General features: G+C 36.8%; 25 protein-coding genes. 5 read left to right on the forward strand and 20 right to left on the reverse strand.

Translation table 11 applies throughout. From position 1 onward, the window contains the following. Window positions 1-2: 2 nt before the first annotated feature. The 4 genes from NYE67_RS11785 to NYE67_RS11800 all read right to left on the reverse strand — a co-directional run bounded on the left by NYE67_RS11785 (window position 3) and on the right by NYE67_RS11800 (window position 2,875). Entirely contained in the window at window positions 3-527 is a 525-nt protein-coding gene (locus NYE67_RS11785) for a GNAT family N-acetyltransferase (protein WP_340728289.1), read from the reverse strand. A 114-nt stretch (window positions 528-641) separates the two neighbouring features. Beyond that, window positions 642-1,463, reverse strand: a complete 822-nt coding sequence (locus NYE67_RS11790; protein ID WP_318245198.1) for a MetQ/NlpA family ABC transporter substrate-binding protein — start codon at window positions 1,461-1,463, stop codon at window positions 642-644. Between the two features lie 10 nt (window positions 1,464-1,473). Continuing rightward, entirely contained in the window at window positions 1,474-2,136 is a 663-nt protein-coding gene (locus tag NYE67_RS11795; protein ID WP_191699927.1) for a methionine ABC transporter permease, read from the reverse strand. Then, complete coding sequence (locus NYE67_RS11800) at window positions 2,129-2,875, reverse strand: methionine ABC transporter ATP-binding protein (protein WP_191699928.1); 747 nt, start codon at window positions 2,873-2,875, stop codon at window positions 2,129-2,131. Before NYE67_RS11800 ends, NYE67_RS11795 begins: the two co-directional genes overlap by 8 nt. Window positions 2,876-3,110: 235 nt before the next feature. Between NYE67_RS11800 and NYE67_RS11805 the strand changes: the two genes are divergently transcribed. Continuing rightward, the gene (locus NYE67_RS11805; RefSeq protein ID WP_191699929.1) at window positions 3,111-3,407 is read left to right on the forward strand and encodes a hypothetical protein; all 297 of its coding nucleotides are present in this window, start codon (window positions 3,111-3,113) and stop codon (window positions 3,405-3,407) included. An 80-nt stretch (window positions 3,408-3,487) separates the two neighbouring features. Here the strand turns inward: NYE67_RS11805 and NYE67_RS11810 are convergent, their stop codons facing one another. Together NYE67_RS11810 and NYE67_RS11815 are read right to left on the reverse strand one after the other, a co-directional pair. After that, window positions 3,488-3,982 carry a hypothetical protein gene (locus NYE67_RS11810; RefSeq protein ID WP_225231232.1) on the reverse strand — a complete coding sequence of 165 codons (495 nt, stop codon included), beginning with the start codon at window positions 3,980-3,982 and terminating at the stop codon, window positions 3,488-3,490. Between the two features lie 12 nt (window positions 3,983-3,994). Continuing rightward, window positions 3,995-4,597 (reverse strand): hypothetical protein, encoded by a 603-nt coding sequence (locus NYE67_RS11815; RefSeq protein ID WP_191699930.1) that lies wholly within the window; start codon window positions 4,595-4,597, stop codon window positions 3,995-3,997. 414 nt (window positions 4,598-5,011) lie between these two features. Between NYE67_RS11815 and NYE67_RS11820 the strand changes: the two genes are divergently transcribed. Both NYE67_RS11820 and NYE67_RS11825 read left to right on the forward strand, forming a co-directional pair. After that, window positions 5,012-5,560 (forward strand): sigma-70 family RNA polymerase sigma factor, encoded by a 549-nt coding sequence (locus tag NYE67_RS11820; protein ID WP_340728291.1) that lies wholly within the window; start codon window positions 5,012-5,014, stop codon window positions 5,558-5,560. After that, window positions 5,544-6,341 carry a hypothetical protein gene (locus tag NYE67_RS11825; protein WP_340728292.1) on the forward strand — a complete coding sequence of 266 codons (798 nt, stop codon included), beginning with the start codon at window positions 5,544-5,546 and terminating at the stop codon, window positions 6,339-6,341. The genes NYE67_RS11820 and NYE67_RS11825 overlap by 17 nt, the downstream gene beginning before the upstream one ends. Window positions 6,342-6,575: 234 nt before the next feature. On the opposite strand, the gene NYE67_RS11830 is transcribed toward NYE67_RS11825, so the two are convergent. The 8 genes from NYE67_RS11830 to NYE67_RS11865 form a co-directional block, all read right to left on the reverse strand. Then, on the reverse strand, window positions 6,576-7,793 hold the full coding sequence (locus NYE67_RS11830) for a glutathionylspermidine synthase family protein (RefSeq protein WP_340730174.1): 1,218 nt from the start codon (window positions 7,791-7,793) through the stop codon (window positions 6,576-6,578). An 8-nt stretch (window positions 7,794-7,801) separates the two neighbouring features. Next, on the reverse strand, window positions 7,802-8,257 hold the full coding sequence (locus NYE67_RS11835) for an RNA helicase (RefSeq protein WP_340730175.1): 456 nt from the start codon (window positions 8,255-8,257) through the stop codon (window positions 7,802-7,804). Between the two features lie 17 nt (window positions 8,258-8,274). Then, the gene (locus NYE67_RS11840) at window positions 8,275-8,673 is read right to left on the reverse strand and encodes a DUF350 domain-containing protein (RefSeq protein ID WP_191699936.1); all 399 of its coding nucleotides are present in this window, start codon (window positions 8,671-8,673) and stop codon (window positions 8,275-8,277) included. 15 nt (window positions 8,674-8,688) lie between these two features. Next, window positions 8,689-9,021, reverse strand: coding sequence for an aminotransferase yhxA (locus tag NYE67_RS11845; RefSeq protein WP_339212760.1), 333 nt, complete (start codon window positions 9,019-9,021; stop codon window positions 8,689-8,691). 593 nt (window positions 9,022-9,614) lie between these two features. After that, on the reverse strand, window positions 9,615-9,926 hold the full coding sequence (locus tag NYE67_RS11850; RefSeq protein WP_340730176.1) for a hypothetical protein: 312 nt from the start codon (window positions 9,924-9,926) through the stop codon (window positions 9,615-9,617). A gap of 257 nt (window positions 9,927-10,183) precedes the next feature. After that, window positions 10,184-11,047 (reverse strand): M23 family metallopeptidase, encoded by an 864-nt coding sequence (locus tag NYE67_RS11855; RefSeq protein WP_340728779.1) that lies wholly within the window; start codon window positions 11,045-11,047, stop codon window positions 10,184-10,186. A gap of 283 nt (window positions 11,048-11,330) precedes the next feature. Further along, the gene (locus NYE67_RS11860) at window positions 11,331-12,206 is read right to left on the reverse strand and encodes a dehydrogenase (RefSeq protein WP_340730177.1); all 876 of its coding nucleotides are present in this window, start codon (window positions 12,204-12,206) and stop codon (window positions 11,331-11,333) included. After that, window positions 12,196-12,690, reverse strand: a complete 495-nt coding sequence (locus NYE67_RS11865) for an RNA polymerase sigma factor (protein WP_191699940.1) — start codon at window positions 12,688-12,690, stop codon at window positions 12,196-12,198. Before NYE67_RS11865 ends, NYE67_RS11860 begins: the two co-directional genes overlap by 11 nt. A 148-nt stretch (window positions 12,691-12,838) precedes the next feature. Between NYE67_RS11865 and NYE67_RS11870 the strand changes: the two genes are divergently transcribed. Beyond that, window positions 12,839-13,030, forward strand: a complete 192-nt coding sequence (locus NYE67_RS11870; RefSeq protein ID WP_340730178.1) for a hypothetical protein — start codon at window positions 12,839-12,841, stop codon at window positions 13,028-13,030. A 96-nt stretch (window positions 13,031-13,126) separates the two neighbouring features. Here NYE67_RS11870 and NYE67_RS11875 read toward each other — a convergent pair whose 3' ends face one another. Further along, the gene (locus NYE67_RS11875; protein ID WP_340730179.1) at window positions 13,127-13,627 is read right to left on the reverse strand and encodes a DUF1648 domain-containing protein; all 501 of its coding nucleotides are present in this window, start codon (window positions 13,625-13,627) and stop codon (window positions 13,127-13,129) included. Between the two features lie 104 nt (window positions 13,628-13,731). Between NYE67_RS11875 and NYE67_RS11880 the strand changes: the two genes are divergently transcribed. Further along, window positions 13,732-14,385, forward strand: coding sequence for a DedA family protein (locus NYE67_RS11880; RefSeq protein WP_340730180.1), 654 nt, complete (start codon window positions 13,732-13,734; stop codon window positions 14,383-14,385). Between the two features lie 64 nt (window positions 14,386-14,449). On the opposite strand, the gene NYE67_RS11885 is transcribed toward NYE67_RS11880, so the two are convergent. From NYE67_RS11885 to NYE67_RS11905, 5 genes are read right to left on the reverse strand one after another with little or no spacing between them, the layout of a single operon-like run. Further along, window positions 14,450-14,932 carry a chemotaxis protein CheW gene (locus tag NYE67_RS11885; RefSeq protein ID WP_340728301.1) on the reverse strand — a complete coding sequence of 161 codons (483 nt, stop codon included), beginning with the start codon at window positions 14,930-14,932 and terminating at the stop codon, window positions 14,450-14,452. A gap of 13 nt (window positions 14,933-14,945) precedes the next feature. Beyond that, window positions 14,946-16,055 (reverse strand): M20/M25/M40 family metallo-hydrolase, encoded by a 1,110-nt coding sequence (locus tag NYE67_RS11890; protein WP_340730181.1) that lies wholly within the window; start codon window positions 16,053-16,055, stop codon window positions 14,946-14,948. Window positions 16,056-16,104: 49 nt separating this feature from the next. After that, complete coding sequence (locus NYE67_RS11895; protein ID WP_340728303.1) at window positions 16,105-17,085, reverse strand: hypothetical protein; 981 nt, start codon at window positions 17,083-17,085, stop codon at window positions 16,105-16,107. Between the two features lie 32 nt (window positions 17,086-17,117). Next, on the reverse strand, window positions 17,118-17,852 hold the full coding sequence (locus NYE67_RS11900) for an AAA family ATPase (RefSeq protein ID WP_340728304.1): 735 nt from the start codon (window positions 17,850-17,852) through the stop codon (window positions 17,118-17,120). A gap of 39 nt (window positions 17,853-17,891) precedes the next feature. Beyond that, on the reverse strand, window positions 17,892-18,584 hold the full coding sequence (locus tag NYE67_RS11905; protein ID WP_340728305.1) for an AIM24 family protein: 693 nt from the start codon (window positions 18,582-18,584) through the stop codon (window positions 17,892-17,894). Between the last annotated feature and the right edge of the window lie 77 nt (window positions 18,585-18,661).

The following is an 18,661-nucleotide window of genomic DNA, read 5'->3' on the forward strand; positions in this document are numbered from 1 at the left end:
ATCTATTTAACTATTGAAAACATATTTACATCGTAAGCTATATTATTTTGATATATATATTTTTTTAAAATACCTTCTTTTTCAAAACCATTTTTCAGCAATAATTGAATCGATGCATCATTTTCGATAAAGACAACGGCGCCCATTCTTGTTAAACCTAATTCATTAAAGCCGTAATTAACTATTTCCTTTAAAGCCTCTGAAGTATAGCCAAGTCTCCAGAATTCCGGATGCATTTCATACCCAATTTCAGCTCGTTTATGAGCTGGTGACCATAAGTTGAAACCGATCGTACCTATTAAACCTTTTTTATCTTTTCTTTCAATCCCCCAGCGAATGCCTCTTTTTTGTGTGAAATTTGAAGAAAAAGTATTAATTAAATTCTCAGCTTCCTCTAATTTTGTAAAAGTATTCATTCCATAAAGTTTTGTTACGCGGTCATCAGAAAAATTAGAATAAATAGCTTCTGCATCCTCCTGGAAAATTTCCCTTAAAACTAACCGGTCTGTTGATAACGTCGGAAACATTCTTTCACCCACTTTTTTACAATTTCACTTATTATATAATATCTTTAATTCTTCTCATAGAAAAAAACCGAAACGCACATCTAAGACTGCGATTCGGCATTTCAATATATTTATCTATTCAAAAGCAGGTGTAGCCGTTTCATTGTAGTTTTCCTTTAGGAAATCGCGTACTACATCACTTGTCATTGCTTCAGCAAGTTTTTTGATCGCTTTGTCGTCCTGATTGTCCTCACGAGCTACTAATGTAATCGCGAAGTCGTTTTCCACACCTTCTGTCAGCAGTGCATCACTTTTTGGCGTTAAACCAAGTGGTGCCGCATAGGCTGGTGTCATGACAACTGCATCGGCATCATCATACATCCGCGCCAGCATTAATAGATCAACTTCTTTAAACTGAAGATTTTTCGGATTGTCCTCTATACTCGCTAACGTATAATACACATCTGTTTTTTCCTTTAATGTAATGACATTATGCTGGGCAAGCAGCATTAAAGAACGGTCAACATTTGAAATATCATTGGCAATCGCTACGGTCGCACCATCCGGTAAGTCATCGATCGAATCATGATTTTTTGCATAGACACCGTAATTCGCAAAGTAAATCGGTTGAATTGGCACTAAATTCGAGCCATTATTCCGATTGAATTCTTCCATGTATGGGACGTGCTGGAAGAAGTTTGCGTCCACTTCCTTCGCAGCGAGTGCACTGTTAGGTTGTACATTATCACCTAAAACGACAACTTCCAAGTCGATGCCGTCTTTCGCTAATTGCGGCTCAACCAACTCTAGAATTTCAGTCATTGGTGCAATTAAAGATGCGACCTTTAATGTTGTTTCTTCATTTCCTGAATCTTTATTGTCCTTTGCTTCCTCTTGCCCTGTGCAGCCAACTAATGCAAATGCTGCTGCTAAGCTTAATAACCATCTTTTTTTCACAATCATTCTCCTATCTTTTATCCAACCATCTTGCTACAGTCGTTCCAAGCAATTGAATGAGCTGTACCAAAATAATCATAATCAAAATCATGTAAAGCATTAAATCTGTTTTGAATTGCTGATAGCCGTAACGAATGGCAAAATCACCAATCCCACCACCACCAACAACCCCCATTATTGTGGAATACGAAATAAAGCTGACAATCGACGTTGTTAAACCAAGTACAAGCCCCGAGCGCGCCTCCACATAAAGAAAGCTAAAAATAATTCGTTTAACTGATGCTCCCATTGATACCGCAGCCTCGATCACACCTTTTGGTACATCCAGCAATGATTGCTCGACAAGCCTTGCATAATGGGCGATGGCAATAATCGATAGTGGGATTGTAGCTGCAACCGTACCAATTGCAGTCCCTACAATTAGCCTTGTAAAAGGTATCAAAAATACGACGAGCAATAAAAATGGAAACGAGCGGATTGTATTTACAGCTAAGTTCAGTATATTGTAGACGATGCGATTTTCTAGTAACTTCCCTTTGCCGCAAAGAAATAAATATGTACCAATTGGCAGTCCGATAAGTACAGCCGCGATAATGGATACGCCTACCATGAAGAACGTTTCGCTTACCGCCCGCCATATCTCGGCTTCATATTGGATGAGTACATTAGGCATGTCCATCTCCACCTTTCACAAGCTGATTAACAAAGCTTTGGGGGTGATGGTCCGTTTCCTTTATGCCTGTCGGTACTAAATCCACTGTTTCATAAATTTGACCGGCATCCATAACCGTTGCGCGATGGCAGATGCTTTTGACTACATCAAGCTCATGACTAACGAGCACAATCGTTACACCTAGCGTTTCATTTACCTTTTGTAGTACACGCAGGATTTCCGCTGATGTATTCGTATCGAGTGCAGAGGTCGGCTCATCGCAAAGCAATACTGCCGGTTCATTTGCAAGCGCCCTCGCTATTGCGACACGCTGCTTTTGCCCGCCGCTTAGCTGTGCAGGATATTGCTGAGCAAACTGTTCAAGCCCGACAAATTTCAGACATTCCAAAACACGCGCCTGACGTAATTGTTTTGGATAATTCGCTAATGAGAGGGCAATTTCTACATTAGCGAAGACGGTCTTATTCGCTACTAAGTGAAAATGCTGAAAAATCATCCCAATCGATTTTCTCGCTTCCCGAAGCTGTGTACTATTTAACTCGGTCAGCTGCTGGCCATTGATAATAACAGCACCACAATCAGGAACTTCCAACAAGTTCATCAAACGTAGCAACGTCGATTTCCCAGCTCCACTCGCACCAATAAGACCATGAATTTCCCCATTTTCAATTGTTAACGTCACATTTTGAACAGCCTCAAACGTACCAAATTTTTTTGAAATTTGCTGTAATTGTATCACTAGAAAAACACCCCTACTCCTTACCCAATCGATTTCTAATTATAGTAGATATTTCATCAATGACCAAGGGAAAGATATTTTAAACAATCTGTATATCTACAAAAATAGCATGATATCAGGGAAAGATGGGTCAATAATGCAAATTATACTATTCCGAAAAAATATTCTAAATTTTTAATTTTTTGATAGATTTTCACTCCTATTTACTATATATTTTGATAAAGGGGGTGATTAAATGTTCCATCCTGGCATCCTGCAAGAAACAAACCCATATTATGAAATCGACGTTTTCTTCGGTATTGAACAGAATCCATCGTTTGTTTCTATTATTTTGGATAAGGAAAAATATTCTGTGACTATTTCATTAAACGAGCCTGAAAATGAATTCTCGGAGATAAGATTGGAGGATAACGTAGAAATAATAAAAGTAGTTTTTGAAAGTTTAGGTGCTGCCAGCAATTACTACACCCATGTAAGAAACCCCATGAGTATCAATAACATTGTAAAAAATTTCAAAAGCAAGGAGCAATAACTGCATCATGAATATACATAACTAAAGCCATCCACAAATAATGAAGTGGATGGCTATTTTTCTGATCAATTTGTCTCCCATTACTGATGCCATTCAAAGAGTAAAATGCGATTTTCCTCTTTCTGATAAATTGCCGTAAATGTATCGAAATCACCATTTTCTGATCGATGGAAGTAATAATCACCCGGTTTTAAATTGGTAGTATATGCTGCAATCACATTTTTGAATGCTTCATCTTGCTGAATTTTATACATATTTTGAACTCTATTTATAAAATTATTAACAAGCCGATTAGCCGCAATTAAATTTTCATCAGTTACTTCTTCAAAATCACGTAGTTGTTCTGGATTAACAACAAGATCATATCGCAATTCATTCACCCACTCCCCATCCCCACGTGCGGGATATTTAGTAGACCAAACGCCGATTATTTCATTTGGAACTGGTAGCTCCACATCCCAGCGTTCCTTATATTGCACCACCATTTCTTCAGGTGTTACAGAAACCCGGTAGGAGGCAATATAGATGAACAAAATGACAAGCCCAATAAATAAAGAAATGATAATTTTCTTCATAGTGTCTCCTTTTTACTTCATGATCAACGCTTTTAAAAACGATTCAAGATGCATGTTATCGTCATGTTGCAGCACCTTTATTAATTCATCCGAATCCGCTATATTTTTATCCATCAGCTTCCTCAGTAAAAGGCCTAAACAATCTCTTGTTATGAGCTGACTATTTGTTTGCTCATAGGACGCATCGAAATAGTTGGCAATGGCTAAATATTCAGCATTGTCATATAAATTAAGCATTGTCTGTGGGGACTCGTCATGTTGAATCAAAATTTGTAGTGATAAATGAATGCACCGTTCATATTTGGCAATTGTATCCGCATCTATAAAAGGCTCGTGAGCTTCTGGGGTTGGTTGTTCATTGATAAACTGCTGATCGAGTGCCCAGCGGTATATGTCATTTTCATTATCATAATAACTCGGATCGCCAAATTGTATAACAAAGCCGCATTGCTGACAAATGGCTGTATTATGTACAAATGTAACTTGAATTCCTGGTTTTTCAACATCTGTAAACGTTTCAATAGGGATAAAAATATCGTGGGAGCAGATATGACAAAGGATGGGCTTTTTAAAAATATATAAACGGCTCTCTTCTGATACTAAGTGATCTACCATTTAATCACCCACCTGAACATATTCAATCGTACTTACCCCATTAAGTTCTCGTTCTTCAAATTTCATTTCATGAGCGCATGTAATACAGGAGAAAGATTGCAGTGTTAATTTCTTTCTTTGCACACCCGGCTCATGATTAGTCAATTTCACAAAGACTTCCCGGTGCCTAAATCTAGTTTCTTCGCAAAATAAACAAACTAGCGGCTTACCTATTACGTTCACCTCATATATACCTCTTCTTCTCACCATTTACTAGCACCTCTATCCGTAGTGAATTTGTAATTTACTACCATTATATAGTAACTCTAACGTATTCTAATAGAGATGAACTTTATTATTTATAGTTTTATCCCAAAATTTTATGAGTCATTACCAAATTGAGAGTCGTCTAATTAATAAAGGGAGGTGCAATGCGTGATAGATCTTGAAGCAGATTATTCAGAAGCTTCATCAGATGAAATCCTAAATCAACTGATGGAGGACTATGCAACTGATTTAAAAAGAATCGCTTTCTTATATGTAAATGATCTGTCTGAGTGTGAGGATATTATTCAGGAAGTCTTTATTTCTTGTTATCAAAAGTTACCCAGCTTCCGCCATGAATGCAGTTATAAGACTTGGTTAATCCGTATTACGATTAATAAATGTAAGGATTACAAGAAACGGTGGAGTATTAAAAAGCTTATTTATAAACCCATTATTTCAACGGTTTATACTGTACCCTCTGCAGAAGAACAATTTATGTATGAACAGAATTCTAAAACTATGATAGAACAAATAGCCAAGCTACCAGCTAAATATAAAGAGGTGCTCATCCTTTATTATTATCAGGAATTGACGATGACTGAAATAAGTGAAATCCTCAACATAAATATTAATACGATTAAATCAAGATTACTTCGCGGAAAGAAAATGCTACAAAACAAATTGGAAAGGAGTCATACTAGTGGACAACTTCGATAAACAGGTGAAAGAAGAGATTCAGGGATACTTAGATAAACACGTACACTTTTCTCGCGAAGAAAGTCAGCAAATTCGCAGTAAGACAGTAAATAAAAGCTCAACTAAAAGCTTTCATGGAGTTTATTATACCGTTTTGGCTGCAGCCATTATTTTAATTTCTATTCTAAGTGTACCGCTATTTAAAACTACAAACTTTAATAGTAATACCCCAGCCGATTATATTGCAGTAGAAGAAAAGGAAACAAATGACAATAAGGAAATAAAAGCTTCTTTAGATCAACGTGTTAATGGAAATGCATTTAAAAGAAGTAGGCAAATGTTACCAAATGAAATCACAGACAAATTACAATTAGCCGTAATTAATGCTCCGGAAAAGTATAGACTTACAAAAGCAAGTTATAATTACTGGTCAAATAGCGGGGAATCAATCGATATTACCTTAGCCTTAAGTTTTAATAGCCAACAAAATTCTTACTTCACACAAATTTTTAAAGGGCAAGTTAAACTTGAAGACAACCATAAGGTAATAGAAAAATCGGGTAACTGGAAACTCATTCCCGAATCTGAAACTTCTAGTGGTGATAATAAATACATCATCGCTGTTTCAGAAATCGTAGTGAATCAAGAAAAGTATACAATAATTGTTCAAACATACGACATCCATGATGATTTTTACGAAAACCCTTATTCTAAAACGGATATTGTAAATTTTTTAGAATCTTTACAACTAAAAGTTGCAGTAAAGAATTTGTTAGAGATAAATACCGAGGATTCCATGTAATTTAAATATGTATGATATCTTCTGCTATATAAAGATTTTTCACATAAAAAAGGACATGCTTTCACCTCTTCGATAAATCAGAAGCATTCTCCCTCCTCTCTTTAAAAAAGAAAAAGCTTAGCAAAATTCCGCTAAGCTTTTAACGTGTATATTGTCTAATGGCCCCATTCCTAATCGCATCTCTTGGCAAATACCGCCCCTTGAACAGTTCTATTAACTAACTCTGTTAGAAAATTACCTTTTTTTCATTCCAATTGGCAAATAATAAGATAGATTATTTGTAATCATCCCGCCAACCCGTAAACCGTTCGCTGCAGGCTTTCCACTTATTAGAAAGCTGCCGACTAATAGTTCTCCTGTTTGTGTACCCTTTTCACTTTGGAACGTTGTTTTTGGCTGCTCAATATATTGCTGATAAACTTTCGGATATTGAAGATACGATTTTTGTTTATCCTCTTTTAGGAGCTGCCCACCTGCGTCGTATATTTCTACCGTATCCCCCTCACGTCCAAAAACCGGTTTCTTTACATAGCGTATCTCTTTTTCAATAAAAGGTTGTTCTTCCAAATAGGTCGGCAGAAAGTATTCAGCAATCCACTTATGCTCATCCTCTGTAAAAAAGGCATTTCGTTCCTCATGTAATCCCCAAATGACAGCCTGCACCGCCTTATTTTGCAGTAAAAAAGCGGACGGCGGATTAAGTATAGTCAACTGGTTTTGCTCAACAAGCTCTAATAGCCACAATCCGATTTTGTTCTGTGCATCATCTTCGTCCATTAGGAGATTTTCAATCGGGAAAGTAGGACGATAAAGCAGGTCAACCCGCTTTCCGTTCTCGTCAAACAACCCAACACCTCTTTGAATTTGTAGTTGTGACAGTGGCGTAAATTTCGCGTGAGGTACAAATTGCATTAAGTAAAGCGTTGTATAATAGTCTTCAATATTTTGATCATGTGCGGTGAAAACGATATGGGCATTAGGGGAAAATATGCTTTGAGCTACACTTTTCCGGATTGTGCTTTTTAATAATGGTTCCATTTCCGCATTCGGATTATCCATGCCAAACGCATTGCATACTTGCTCATTAACAACAAACAATTCCTTAATAAATGTTGGCGTATCAGCATTCATTTCGATGCACTTATAGCTGCCTTCATGCGGAATAAAATCAAAGCGCGCAATGACACTTTCAGCATCCAGGGTTTTCAAACGGAGAAAATGCAATGTTTCTTTTGGGTAGCCCATTTCAAGCAATGCCTCATCCGGAATATTTCGCAACAAGTGAGCCACCTTAAAAAAGATTTTCCCAACACATTCCGTCGCCAACCGAATTTTTTTAACTTCTACCTCTTTCACTTCATATAGATCGTAAAGTGCGTATTCTTCATTATATAAATCTGCCCAAAAATGTTCTATATTCGAATAAAACTGTTGTCGCTCGCTGTTAGTCATGAAATTTTTCAGCCCACTTTCAACTCTGTTGCGTAAATTACATACACACCGCGGTCTTCATCAATTTCGGTAGAAGTAACAAGCATTTGCCCGATTTCGGGAATATCCACAATATCCTTTAGTAAATAGCGGATCACTTCAAAGTGCGTATCACAAGGAATACGTGTGAACAAACGGTAATTTTCACGTTCGTTCGGGCTTCTGAATTCAATATGAATGCCCCGTTCGCGGAAACTATGCTCATCCTCGCCTGATAAATTGCGCCCGATCTCTTTTAAAACGAGCACTTCCATTTCATCTTCCATTTCATTCGATATAAGTTCATACTGTGTACCGCGCATAATAAAATAAGAGCAAAGCTGGCGCGCATAAAATTCATCCGCCCCAACATTAGTTTCCGTATATTCATAAAACGGCTCGAAATGTCCATTCCCTCTATCTATATAGTAAATTAACCGCTTCAATATTTTCTCTCCTCAGACTAATAAGATATACATTTTGCTACAATCCAGCCAACCGCTATGGATAGAGATAATAACATCGTCCCAACTGCACGATTGTCTTCTTCAATCGCCTTTTGAATACTGAAGCGAATTGTTATTAGTTCTGCAACAAAGAATACAATTACTTGCGCCACTATTCCGATTGCACCCCAAATTGCCATATCCAATAACGAAATCGAATATTCGGCAGCTGCACCTAATACAATCGCAAGTCCTACTACTTTCCCGCCTAACAGCATAGCGGCTGCTACATTCTTTTGTGAAATCAACTGAAACTCTTTTATCTTTGGCGTACTTAACGCAAACAGTACCATACCGATTATAAGTAAACCCAATGATACACCGAGATATGATAAAAAATTCAAATATCCATTCATGCTTTTTTGTCTCTCCTATCCACCGAAACTTTTTGTACCACTACCAAACCCAGAGCTGGACTGAGTGGCTTTAAAACTTGAACTGTTTTTATAACTGTTATAATTACTGTTACTATGTAGTGCCGATTTATTGTTATAGTACCTGCCGCCATAATAGTACGCCCCATAATAGCCTGAGCGACTTTCATCACATCGCCAAACACCATCTTCCTCTGACCAGTCCCAATCATTACAGCTTTTATCAGTAGGCTTTGGCGGTAAACTGTTTGTCGAAGTCCCGCACCCAGCCAAGGTTAATGAAAGTGCTGTTGCGGAAATACCGACCATCAATTTCTTTGTTTTCTCCATTTTGCTGCCTCCATTTCCTTTCCACTTTTAATGTACGAAAAAATCGTTAAAAAAGATTCCAAAAATTAATATATTTTTATAATGATGTAATTCTAATAAGGAGTATATTTGCAGAACAAAAACCCTGTTTAAGAAAACAGGGGAGACTGAGACAAACTCTTAAAAATGTTTTTTATAATGATATTAATATTAAACCGTAAATTTCCATTCCGGGACCGATGCTTTCCCCGGGCACGGATCCAGCTAACTAAATTGTGCCTACAACGGCAGGCACAATTTAGTGGATCTTCCGCGCGGTGCTCCTGCGGTTACTCGTCGCAAAATAAATTTTGCTGTTCCCAGTGGAGTCACGGTCCCTGCATTCCAATCAACTTATTCACCGCTTTAAATAAAGTAAGATACGATATCTACGATGACTAGTAATTAATGAACGTGAACAACTTGTTCCTGCTAAGCACCTATTTAAAATTTATAATAAAAAGACAAAAGGTTTCTCGGACCTTTTGTCGACATTCTGCAGGATTTTTCTTTAAGTAATATAGAAATTTTCTATCTTTGGATAACTATAATAGCAACCTTAAACCTGTGTTCTGCTAATTCATTCCGGCATATTGTATCGAGGGAAAAAATAATACATTAAAAATACTCCAAATAGTAAGCATGGTCGGACCAATAATTGTTCCATCTAGATAACCTAAGATTCCCATAATAAAAGATATGAGACCAAACCACGCAGCAAGAGAATTCACAATATAAGAATAAATTAAGCCAATAAACAATAATATCCGTTCCAAAAAATGATCTAATTTAGGCTCTTTAACAAATCGGATAATACTTAAAACAATGCTCCAAATCAATAGGATCGGGATCCCCCATAATAAAATCCATCCCAATAACTGTATCATTTTTATTACATCCTCCAAATTTTTTTAAATTCTCTATAGGATATTTTAATATATTTAAGATTGCTATTTGAAAGAGAAATTTACGTATACATACGAAAGTATTTACTTTATAAATATTAATACAAAGAAAAACCACCATTTCGGTACTGTACCTTAAAATTTAGAACAGGTTTCTAAATAAAAGTCGACACTATCTATATGGTGGGATTTTATTTGTAATGGAGACTTATTTATAACAGTAATTATAGAAAGATAGTTTAACTCGGCTTCAATATTTCCCCTTGAATAAGGTCAGATTCATCCGAAAATTGAATGCGCAATAATTTTGCTTGCATGAAATTAGCATGATTCATCACTTGAAAATGGATATGAGCTTCAGAGGAGTAGCCTGAGTTCCCGCATAAACCCAATAGGTCCCCAGTCTTTACATGGTCCCCTATGTTTACACAAATCGAATCCTTTTTTAAGTGAGCAATCATACTAAATTCATTCTTTTCATGTGCAATAATACAATAGTTACCTAGAATATTCTCTTCATCTCTTTCGCCTGGTATATTGTCTTTTATCGAATCCATTACTTGGACAACAGTTCCATCAGCAGGAGCTACAACTTCAGCTCCGAAGGCAAAATAATTTTCGTTTTTTAGTGGGCAACCTCTGTATGTCTGATTATTAACTAATTTCGCAAAACCATATGCATATCTTATTTGTTCAAATGAATAATGGTAGTTCAAATATTCTTGCGTGCCATTCCAAAAAACAAACCATTCATCCGTAATCGGCATCCTGTATGTATTCTTTGTCCTTATTTGTTCACTCATTGTATATGTTGTCTCAAACAGTCTAAAATATAGTCCCTGAATGATATCGTATTCATCAAAAGCTATTATTACCGCCTTCGTTTGTGCGTCATCAACCCATATATATCGGTACAAGCCATGAATAATATTGGATGCGATACAATTATATTGACTCACACCATTATTAAACTTAATAGATAGTTTTAAAAATTCTTCAAAAGATACAAGTTTCTGAAATGTAATGGAAGTATTTTCATAGATTATTTTATAGTTCCTTTGTAAAAAAAACTCACCAAACCTTTCCTTTAGTTGATAGTCCATATACAAAACAACACCCCCAAATTTATTCTGAATTATAAGAATATTTTAACAAATAATATTGTTTTTGTCATCGTATTTTAAGGTTTAAGAGTAATAAAAAAGCTTAAAAAATAGCGGCATTCGTAACAAAACCGTTTCACTTTAGCAATTTTATAAATTTACAATTTTTGTCATATATTTGATATTAACCATTTCCTCTATAATTAAGTAGTTTATAAAAAAAGTACCCAACGGAAAGACTTTCTACTGTCCCTCCGATTGAGTACATTTAAGATATTTTCTGTTAGTACGTAACTATCCAGCTAATAAAAAGTAAAACAATCACCAAAATTTTATACTTTTCCACCTTTAAAATATTCAAATTTGTAATATGACGCTTCATCGGCAGCCACACACTGAATCCATAACCAACTGCTAATATTATTAAAAGCGGTTTATACAACGGTCCAATTGTATTGTGATACCAAAAGAGCAGAGCTAAAATAGTTAAATTAACTATTAAAGAAATCCCTAACCCCTGTATTTTATTTGGTCTATAAAGTTTTCTGCGATTGTAATAAATTGCAGTACAGGCCTGCATCAGAAGCACGGCTACAGCAATCCATATAATCGAAAGCTGTATTTTATTATGGGCATCAACCAAATCTGAAAAAATCGCTGGATACTCTTCATATCCGGGATAATATAGGTCTTGCTTAATATCATATAAATAATTCACTGCCAATTCATATTGATGCTGCTCCCCATTTTTATATAAAACGACAATATCATAATGTTTAAAATCAAACTTTTCAGGAGCCGAAATTGTTGGGAGTTCAGATAAATTCTCAAATAAGGTCACAATACTGGGAGTTGTTATATTTTCTACCCCCATATAATTTGTTGATGACTTCCCCCTAAATTCCTTTTCGCCAAGGTTTTTATACGAGGTGATTTTAGCAATTTCACCTGAAGCTGCCTGATTTATTTGATTATTGGATGTATAAAATAAAAATAGGGCGATAAAACAAATAGCTGTGATGACACCCAATTCTCGTAGAGGTTTCAATGAACTAGATTTTTTTACTGGTTGATCTTTTATTTTGTTTAATATCGTTTGTTTTAATCGTTCATTTTCGGGAATTTTATTTAACTCTTGTAATCGTTCATCAAGCTTCATCAATTTCACCCCCTAAAAGCTGCTGCAATGCCTTCATTGCACTTCGCTGTGTATTGGCTATTTTCATAGCAGTTAAACCCATAATGTCACATGTTTCCTGAATTGAGAGCTCTTCAATTTTGCGGTAAATAATCACTTCACGCTGCACGGGCTTTAATTGTTGAAGTGCTTCGTATAATTGCTTCCGCGCTTCCTCCTGCACTAGCCATTCATGTGGCACATAAACGAATTCCTGCTGTTCCGGAGCGCTTTTAAATGGCAGCCATTGAATTAATGCCTTTTTCCGGTAATAGTCATAAACAAGATTTCTGGCAACTTGCCTTATATAGGTTTGAAAATTAGCGACGTTTTCTGTATTAGATTTATAAATCCGTAAAAAAGTATCCTGCGTCAAATCCTCAGCCAGTTGTGCATTGGATACCATATACCGTATGTATTGATATGTTTTATGAAAATGAAGCTCATACAACTCATCAAAGTCCATGTCTTTCACCTCTCTTATTTATATAGACGAACGAAACGAAGAAATTTGTAAGTAATTATAAAATATTTATAAACAGAAAAAAGACTTATAGTAATCATTGTAGAATAAATAAAGAATAGCCCAAAATGAAAGACTGGAGTTGATCTACATGGTAAATAAAATCAAGAATCTATTTACACCGAGACTACTCATCTGTACAAACTGTGCAGGTAAAATTGAAGAGGGTGACCGTTTTATCGCTCATATTACAATGCCTGCAGAAAAGAAAATGCTTGTGTCAAGAATGGATCAAGCCATTGCCAGAACGGCAAATCCTATAATTTGTGAAAAGTGTCAATAAAACTGCAAACTAGCAAAAAAGCGTATTCGATGACTAAATCGAATGCGCTTTTTTATATTATGTTTAACCCTTCTAGGAGCATGACATTAGAAACTATCATTTTATCTTACTAGTTCTAATCATCTTCCAAATTAGTACGATGAACAGCACAATCAGAATTACAAAGAACGGCCAGCCAATTACAGCGTCATCACCTAACGCAATAGCAACGCTCCGGTATACGATGTAGGCAAATAATATATTAATTATATTTCGCATATAATTTAATGTTTGGCGACTGTTTTGATAGAAGGCTTCACGATTGGATTCGTTCAATCTTTCAGGGTAATTATGTGACTGAGGAAATTTTTCAAATACTATTAAAAAGGAATGCAATGCAATAGCAATGCCTGGTAATATTATAAGTTCCATTTTAGAGCCCCAACGATCAACAGTCCCGCTGCCGTCAAAATGAGCCGGAACTTCATTTGGCATGTCACGCCAGTTCATCACTAAAATGGCAATCATAACGGCCAATGCCACATAGCCAATAATATCCATTACCCATTCCGATCTCGTTTTTGGTATGTCTATTTTAGGTTGCTTTGGATTGTTCATCTTCTCTCACCTCACTCATTTATTCTCCGATGCTTTTTATAACATAAAAATGCCTGTATCCGTTATACTTGAATTTACTAATCCTATTGATAGGAGAACAATACATGCTACTTGATATCATTCAATTTTTACGGGAAATCGATCAGGTCATTTTTTATTACATAAAAGAACTCGGCTTATATATTTACGTACTATTATTTGCGGTCGTTTTCTCAAAAACTGCCTTTGTCATATTAACGTTCCTGCCGGGAGACAGTACGGTTTTTACGAGCGGTACATTAGCTGCGATTGGAAAGCTTGATTTAATTACATTACTGATTATATTTATTGTCGCAACAACACTTGCAGATAGCAACAATTACTTAATCGGTAAAATCGTTCGGACAATCCCGGAAAGGCGTAACCTTTTTATGCGATTCATTTCTGAAGAAACGAACGAAAAAGCGTTAAAATTTTTAGAGGAATATGACCGTGTTGCCATTACTTTTTCCCGGTTTGTTCCATTAATGCGAACGATGACTCCTTTTATATGCGGTTATTCCGGGTTATCCTACTCAACTTTTTTACGTTACAACTTTATTGGTGCCATACTTTGGACCGTCGTCTGGCTCGGTGGAGGTTTTTTACTCGGAAATATTCCTTGGGTAGAAGAAAATATCGTGTTAACGTTGGCCATTATTTCGATTATTGTTTTCGGCTTTGCGGGATTCGCCTACTTAAAACAATTTAAAAAGAAAAAGACAATTCCTTTAAAGTGAAAAAAGGAGCTATCATTATATTTGATGATACGCTCCTTTTTTTCGGTAAAACATGTACTTTCATTTATACGTTCGTTTGTTCGTCTGCGAGCATCTTTTGTAAATAGTCAATAATTTCACGCATGCCCTCAAGTGAATGAACGAGAATGCTTGGGTCAACACAGGAAATCATGCGGTTCTCCAAATTCGCTACAGCTGTAAAATATTTCGTTTTATTATAATTAACAAGGCCTAGCTGTTTTAAAACGCCCTCTTCAAAATCAATAATTTCCTTCGCATCTACTACTAAAAGACCGTAGTTTATCATTTCCGTTTTTAATACGATGACTTTTGAGTTTTTCGTATCTGTTGGACGGTTGTATAAGATAGTCTGAAAATCAATGATCGGTGTAAGCTCCCCACGAATCCGTGAAAAACCTAATAAATAATTCGGTAAGTGCGGTATAGGTGTTACGCGCTCCAATTTTTCAATAGAGACAACTTGCTCAACTGGTACGGCATACTCTTCTGTCCCGCATAAAAATACGACTGCTTTTTCAAATCCCATATATGCTCACCTCTTATTTCGACGTTTCGATAATAATGGCTTCTAATAAATCGGCCAGCTTTTCCAGTTCTTCTATCGGCATTCTTTCGTTCGTTGTATGAATTTCCTCATAGCCTACCGATAAGTTTACTGTCGGAATTCCAAAGCCTGCAATGACATTCGCATCACTACCGCCTCCTGAAATACCTAACAGTGGTGTGCGATCAACTGCCTCTACTGCAGCCTTTGCAATTTTCACCACTTGATCATCTTCTGTTACACTGAAACCAGGATACATTAATTTTACTTCTACTTCTGCACGTGCACCGTTTTCTTTTGCGACACGCTCGAATGTTTCTTTCATATGTGCTGTTTGTGCATTTAATTTTGATTCATCGATTGAACGGGCTTCTGCTAAAATATTTACTTCATCACATACGATATTCGTCGCCTGTCCACCTTCAAAGCGGCCGATATTTGCAGTTGTTTCTTCATCCAGACGACCAAGGTTCATTTGAGCAACAGCTTTGGCAGCTACCGTAATTGCTGAAATACCTTTTTCCGGTGCAACACCCGCATGTGCCTTTTTACCGATTACTTTTGCAAAAACTTTTGCCTGGAAAGGAGCTGCTACAACGATGCCGCCTACTTTTCCGTCACTGTCTACAGCAAAACCGTATTTCGCTATAATTTTCGATGGATCCAGTTCCTTTGCACCGACCAAGCCACTTTCTTCACCGGCAGTAATAATGAATTGAATCGTACCATGTGCGACATTCTTTTCTTTTAAACGACGTGCCATTTCAAATAATGCTGCCATACCTGCTTTATCGTCCGCGCCCAAAATAGTCGTGCCATCAGAATAAATATAGCCATCTTCTCGAATTTCAGGCTTAATCCCTTTTCCTGGTACAACTGTGTCCATATGTACTGTGAAATAAATTGGTTCGATTGATTCATCGCCTTTTAATGTAGCGATAATATTGCCTGCCCCATGACCATTGCGTGTATGCGCATCATCCTGGTATACTTCAAAGCCCATTTGCTCCAATTTTTCTACTAATACAGGTGCAATGATTTCTTCGTGCTTTGTTTCCGAATCAATTTGCACTAATTGTAAAAACTCTTCTACTAAACGATTCATATTCCATAACTCCTTTTAACTAAACAAGTTTACGCTTTATTTTACGCCTCTATTTTTGAAAAAACAATGAAAGATCATCGGCATTCAGTATTGCTTCTTTCTGTTTTATGAGCGCTGCTTCTTTTCGTGATGCGATATCCAGCTTTTGCTCCAACTCACTAATTGTATTTGCGACATCATCCTGTACGCGTGAAATTTGATTCATAGATGTCGTAATTTTTGAATGGATCGACCAATCGGTGAAAATATTATCGAAGAAGTAATCGGTAAACATGACAAAACCGTCCGTATCAATAATGAGGGCATCCTGGCGTATTTCCTTCACATCCAGGAGTTCATTTTGGAAACGTTGTAAAGCAATTTGCGCACCATGTAAATAATTATTAGATTCTTTCAATTTATCGTGCTTCATCATCGTAGCCATAAATCCTCCGCCTAAAAACGTATCCCAGGTAGAATAGCTTTTCGCATCATTTAGCGCATATCCGGCGTCTGTTAGCTTTGTTAACGCATGGTTCCCCGCGTCAATCGCTTCCTTAATTTCTTTCATTAGCTGTCTGCATAACAGCTCCTGTTCGGTAATACTCGTAAGCTCAGCTGCGACATGTGCTGCATGTTGCTGTAGCCATTGCTGCTTTTGATCATTAATTTGCTTTAACTGCTGCCCCACATAAGGTTCATTAATCCCATTTAATTTATCAATCAGTTCGACGTGATCGTCCTGCAAATCCTCATATGTTAATTGAGCTTCTGTAAGCTTTAATTCTATGACTGCAACACGGTCAAGATTTTGCTCCATCAACTCATCCTTTTTCCCTGACCAACCACGGAATAAGTTGATAAAAGAAAAGTTCTCTAGCTTATTTAATTGTTGGCGTGCGTTTTGCAGATCCAGCTGATGTCGATCTATTTCCCGTTTCGCATGGGAGAGAAGTTTTTCCACATTTTCGATTTTTTTATGTAGCTTATCTGCTTCAAGCAACTGTAATTGATACTCTTCCGAAAGTTGGTGCAATTGCTGCCATTCCATACTTACCGCCTCCTATAATATAAACTTACCTTCTAGTCCTCTTCCTCTTCAAAAAGCTCTTTCAGCATTTTCTCCCGGTGTTTCAAAAAGTAGGATGTAATTTGATAATGCTCCGTTTGTTCATATTCAACCTGCTCGATGCCGTGTTCGTCAAATTGGTATATAACTGCATTCGGAAACCCTAGTAAAATCGGAGAATGTGTCGCAATAATAAACTGTACATTTCCCTCTTTAACTAAGTCATTTAATAATGTCAAAAAAGCCAACTGTCTGGCTGGAGACAACGCGGCTTCCGGCTCATCTAGTAAATAAATGGCCTGTTCTGTAAAACGATGCTGAAAAAGTGAAAAGAACGATTCCCCGTGAGATTGATGATGAAGCGATTTCCCCCCATATGCTTTATAGCCGTTCATATCGGTTTCATCTAAGTGGGAAGCAAACTGATAAAATGTTTCGGCACGCAGGAAAAAGCCGTTTGTCACTTTTGGCCACCATGAAAGTTTCACAAACTCTCCAAGCGCAGATTCAGCTTCATGCACCTCATATGCCTTATAATTTTGTGTACTGCCCCCTGCTGGATTGAAGCCGACTTGATCTGCAATCGCTTCGAGTAATGTTGATTTTCCTGCACCATTTTCGCCAACAAAAAAAGTAACTGGTACATCGACATCCAGCTCATTCATATGACGAATAAATGGAATGGAAAAAGGATACTCACTATAATTAGGGATTTGATCTTTTTTTAATTTGATCGTTTTTAAAAACATAGGTCTACTCCTTCGAACATTGCTGTAAATTTTACTTCGTTAACTTTCTGACGACAAATACACTTCCTCAAACGGCTGAATAATTACAAAACCTTCTCCTGAAAACGCCATTTGAATTGATTCACTGCTCCCTCTGCCAATTAGCGTACGAAATGTAATATCTGTTACAAATTCCGGCTTTAAGTTACCAGACCAAGCTACTGTGGCGTTCGGATCGGTATAAACCGTCTCACCAGGCTTTACAATCAATGTTAATGGTTCAAAATGGGTAGTAATCGCTACTTTCCCTTTACCTTTTAGCGTCACATTAAACAAACCGCCTGCCATCATTCCGGCTATTTTACGCATTAAATGAATATCCCATTGAATAGTAGGTTCAAAAGCTAGCAAGTCGTTGCCATTGACACATAAACTTTCATTTTGTAAATCAAAGATTGTCACCTTTTTCCCTTGGTCCGCTAAATAGAGGCGCCCCTTACCTTTTGCCTTCATCAGCTGTGTACCCTCACCCGTCAGCGCCTTTTTAAACATTTTTGACATACCATGCTCAAGCATCCGCTCACGCTCAAACTTAATGGAACCAACATACGCAATCATCGCGCCCATTTTTGACCATACTTCCCCGTTCAAATTCACCTCTAGCACGCGCTCTGTTTCCAGTTCAAAAAAATCATTTTCCAGCTGGTCTTGCTGTGTTTTATTCACAAAATCACGAATGGAATAGTTCCCCATCAAAAAAAACCTCCCTTTTTATGATCTACGGATTGAAAGTGGTATAAGTTTCGAATTTTCTGCATTTTATATTTTTA

Source organism: Solibacillus sp. FSL W8-0474 (assembly GCF_038004065.1).
Classification (GTDB): Bacteria; Bacillota; Bacilli; order Bacillales_A; family Planococcaceae; genus Solibacillus; species Solibacillus faecavium.

Coding starts and splice junctions, on each gene's coding strand:
- NYE67_RS11815 (WP_191699930.1), bottom strand. CDS start 4,597: ATGGTAGATCACTTAGTATCAGAAGAGAGCCGTTTATATATTTTTAAA.
- NYE67_RS11880 (WP_340730180.1), top strand. CDS start 13,732: ATGCTACTTGATATCATTCAATTTTTACGGGAAATCGATCAGGTCATT.
- NYE67_RS11900 (WP_340728304.1), bottom strand. CDS start 17,852: ATGTTTTTAAAAACGATCAAATTAAAAAAAGATCAAATCCCTAATTAT.
- NYE67_RS11785 (WP_340728289.1), bottom strand. CDS start 527: ATGTTTCCGACGTTATCAACAGACCGGTTAGTTTTAAGGGAAATTTTC.
- NYE67_RS11845 (WP_339212760.1), bottom strand. CDS start 9,021: ATGGAGAAAACAAAGAAATTGATGGTCGGTATTTCCGCAACAGCACTT.
- NYE67_RS11865 (WP_191699940.1), bottom strand. CDS start 12,690: ATGGACTTTGATGAGTTGTATGAGCTTCATTTTCATAAAACATATCAA.
- NYE67_RS11875 (WP_340730179.1), bottom strand. CDS start 13,627: ATGAACAATCCAAAGCAACCTAAAATAGACATACCAAAAACGAGATCG.
- NYE67_RS11860 (WP_340730177.1), bottom strand. CDS start 12,206: ATGAAGCTTGATGAACGATTACAAGAGTTAAATAAAATTCCCGAAAAT.
- NYE67_RS11810 (WP_225231232.1), bottom strand. CDS start 3,982: ATGAAGAAAATTATCATTTCTTTATTTATTGGGCTTGTCATTTTGTTC.
- NYE67_RS11905 (WP_340728305.1), bottom strand. CDS start 18,584: ATGGGGAACTATTCCATTCGTGATTTTGTGAATAAAACACAGCAAGAC.
- NYE67_RS11885 (WP_340728301.1), bottom strand. CDS start 14,932: ATGGGATTTGAAAAAGCAGTCGTATTTTTATGCGGGACAGAAGAGTAT.
- NYE67_RS11830 (WP_340730174.1), bottom strand. CDS start 7,793: ATGACTAACAGCGAGCGACAACAGTTTTATTCGAATATAGAACATTTT.
- NYE67_RS11850 (WP_340730176.1), bottom strand. CDS start 9,926: ATGATACAGTTATTGGGATGGATTTTATTATGGGGGATCCCGATCCTA.
- NYE67_RS11890 (WP_340730181.1), bottom strand. CDS start 16,055: ATGAATCGTTTAGTAGAAGAGTTTTTACAATTAGTGCAAATTGATTCG.
- NYE67_RS11840 (WP_191699936.1), bottom strand. CDS start 8,673: ATGAATGGATATTTGAATTTTTTATCATATCTCGGTGTATCATTGGGT.
- NYE67_RS11795 (WP_191699927.1), bottom strand. CDS start 2,136: ATGCCTAATGTACTCATCCAATATGAAGCCGAGATATGGCGGGCGGTA.
- NYE67_RS11870 (WP_340730178.1), top strand. CDS start 12,839: ATGGTAAATAAAATCAAGAATCTATTTACACCGAGACTACTCATCTGT.
- NYE67_RS11895 (WP_340728303.1), bottom strand. CDS start 17,085: ATGGAATGGCAGCAATTGCACCAACTTTCGGAAGAGTATCAATTACAG.
- NYE67_RS11805 (WP_191699929.1), top strand. CDS start 3,111: ATGTTCCATCCTGGCATCCTGCAAGAAACAAACCCATATTATGAAATC.
- NYE67_RS11855 (WP_340728779.1), bottom strand. CDS start 11,047: ATGGACTATCAACTAAAGGAAAGGTTTGGTGAGTTTTTTTTACAAAGG.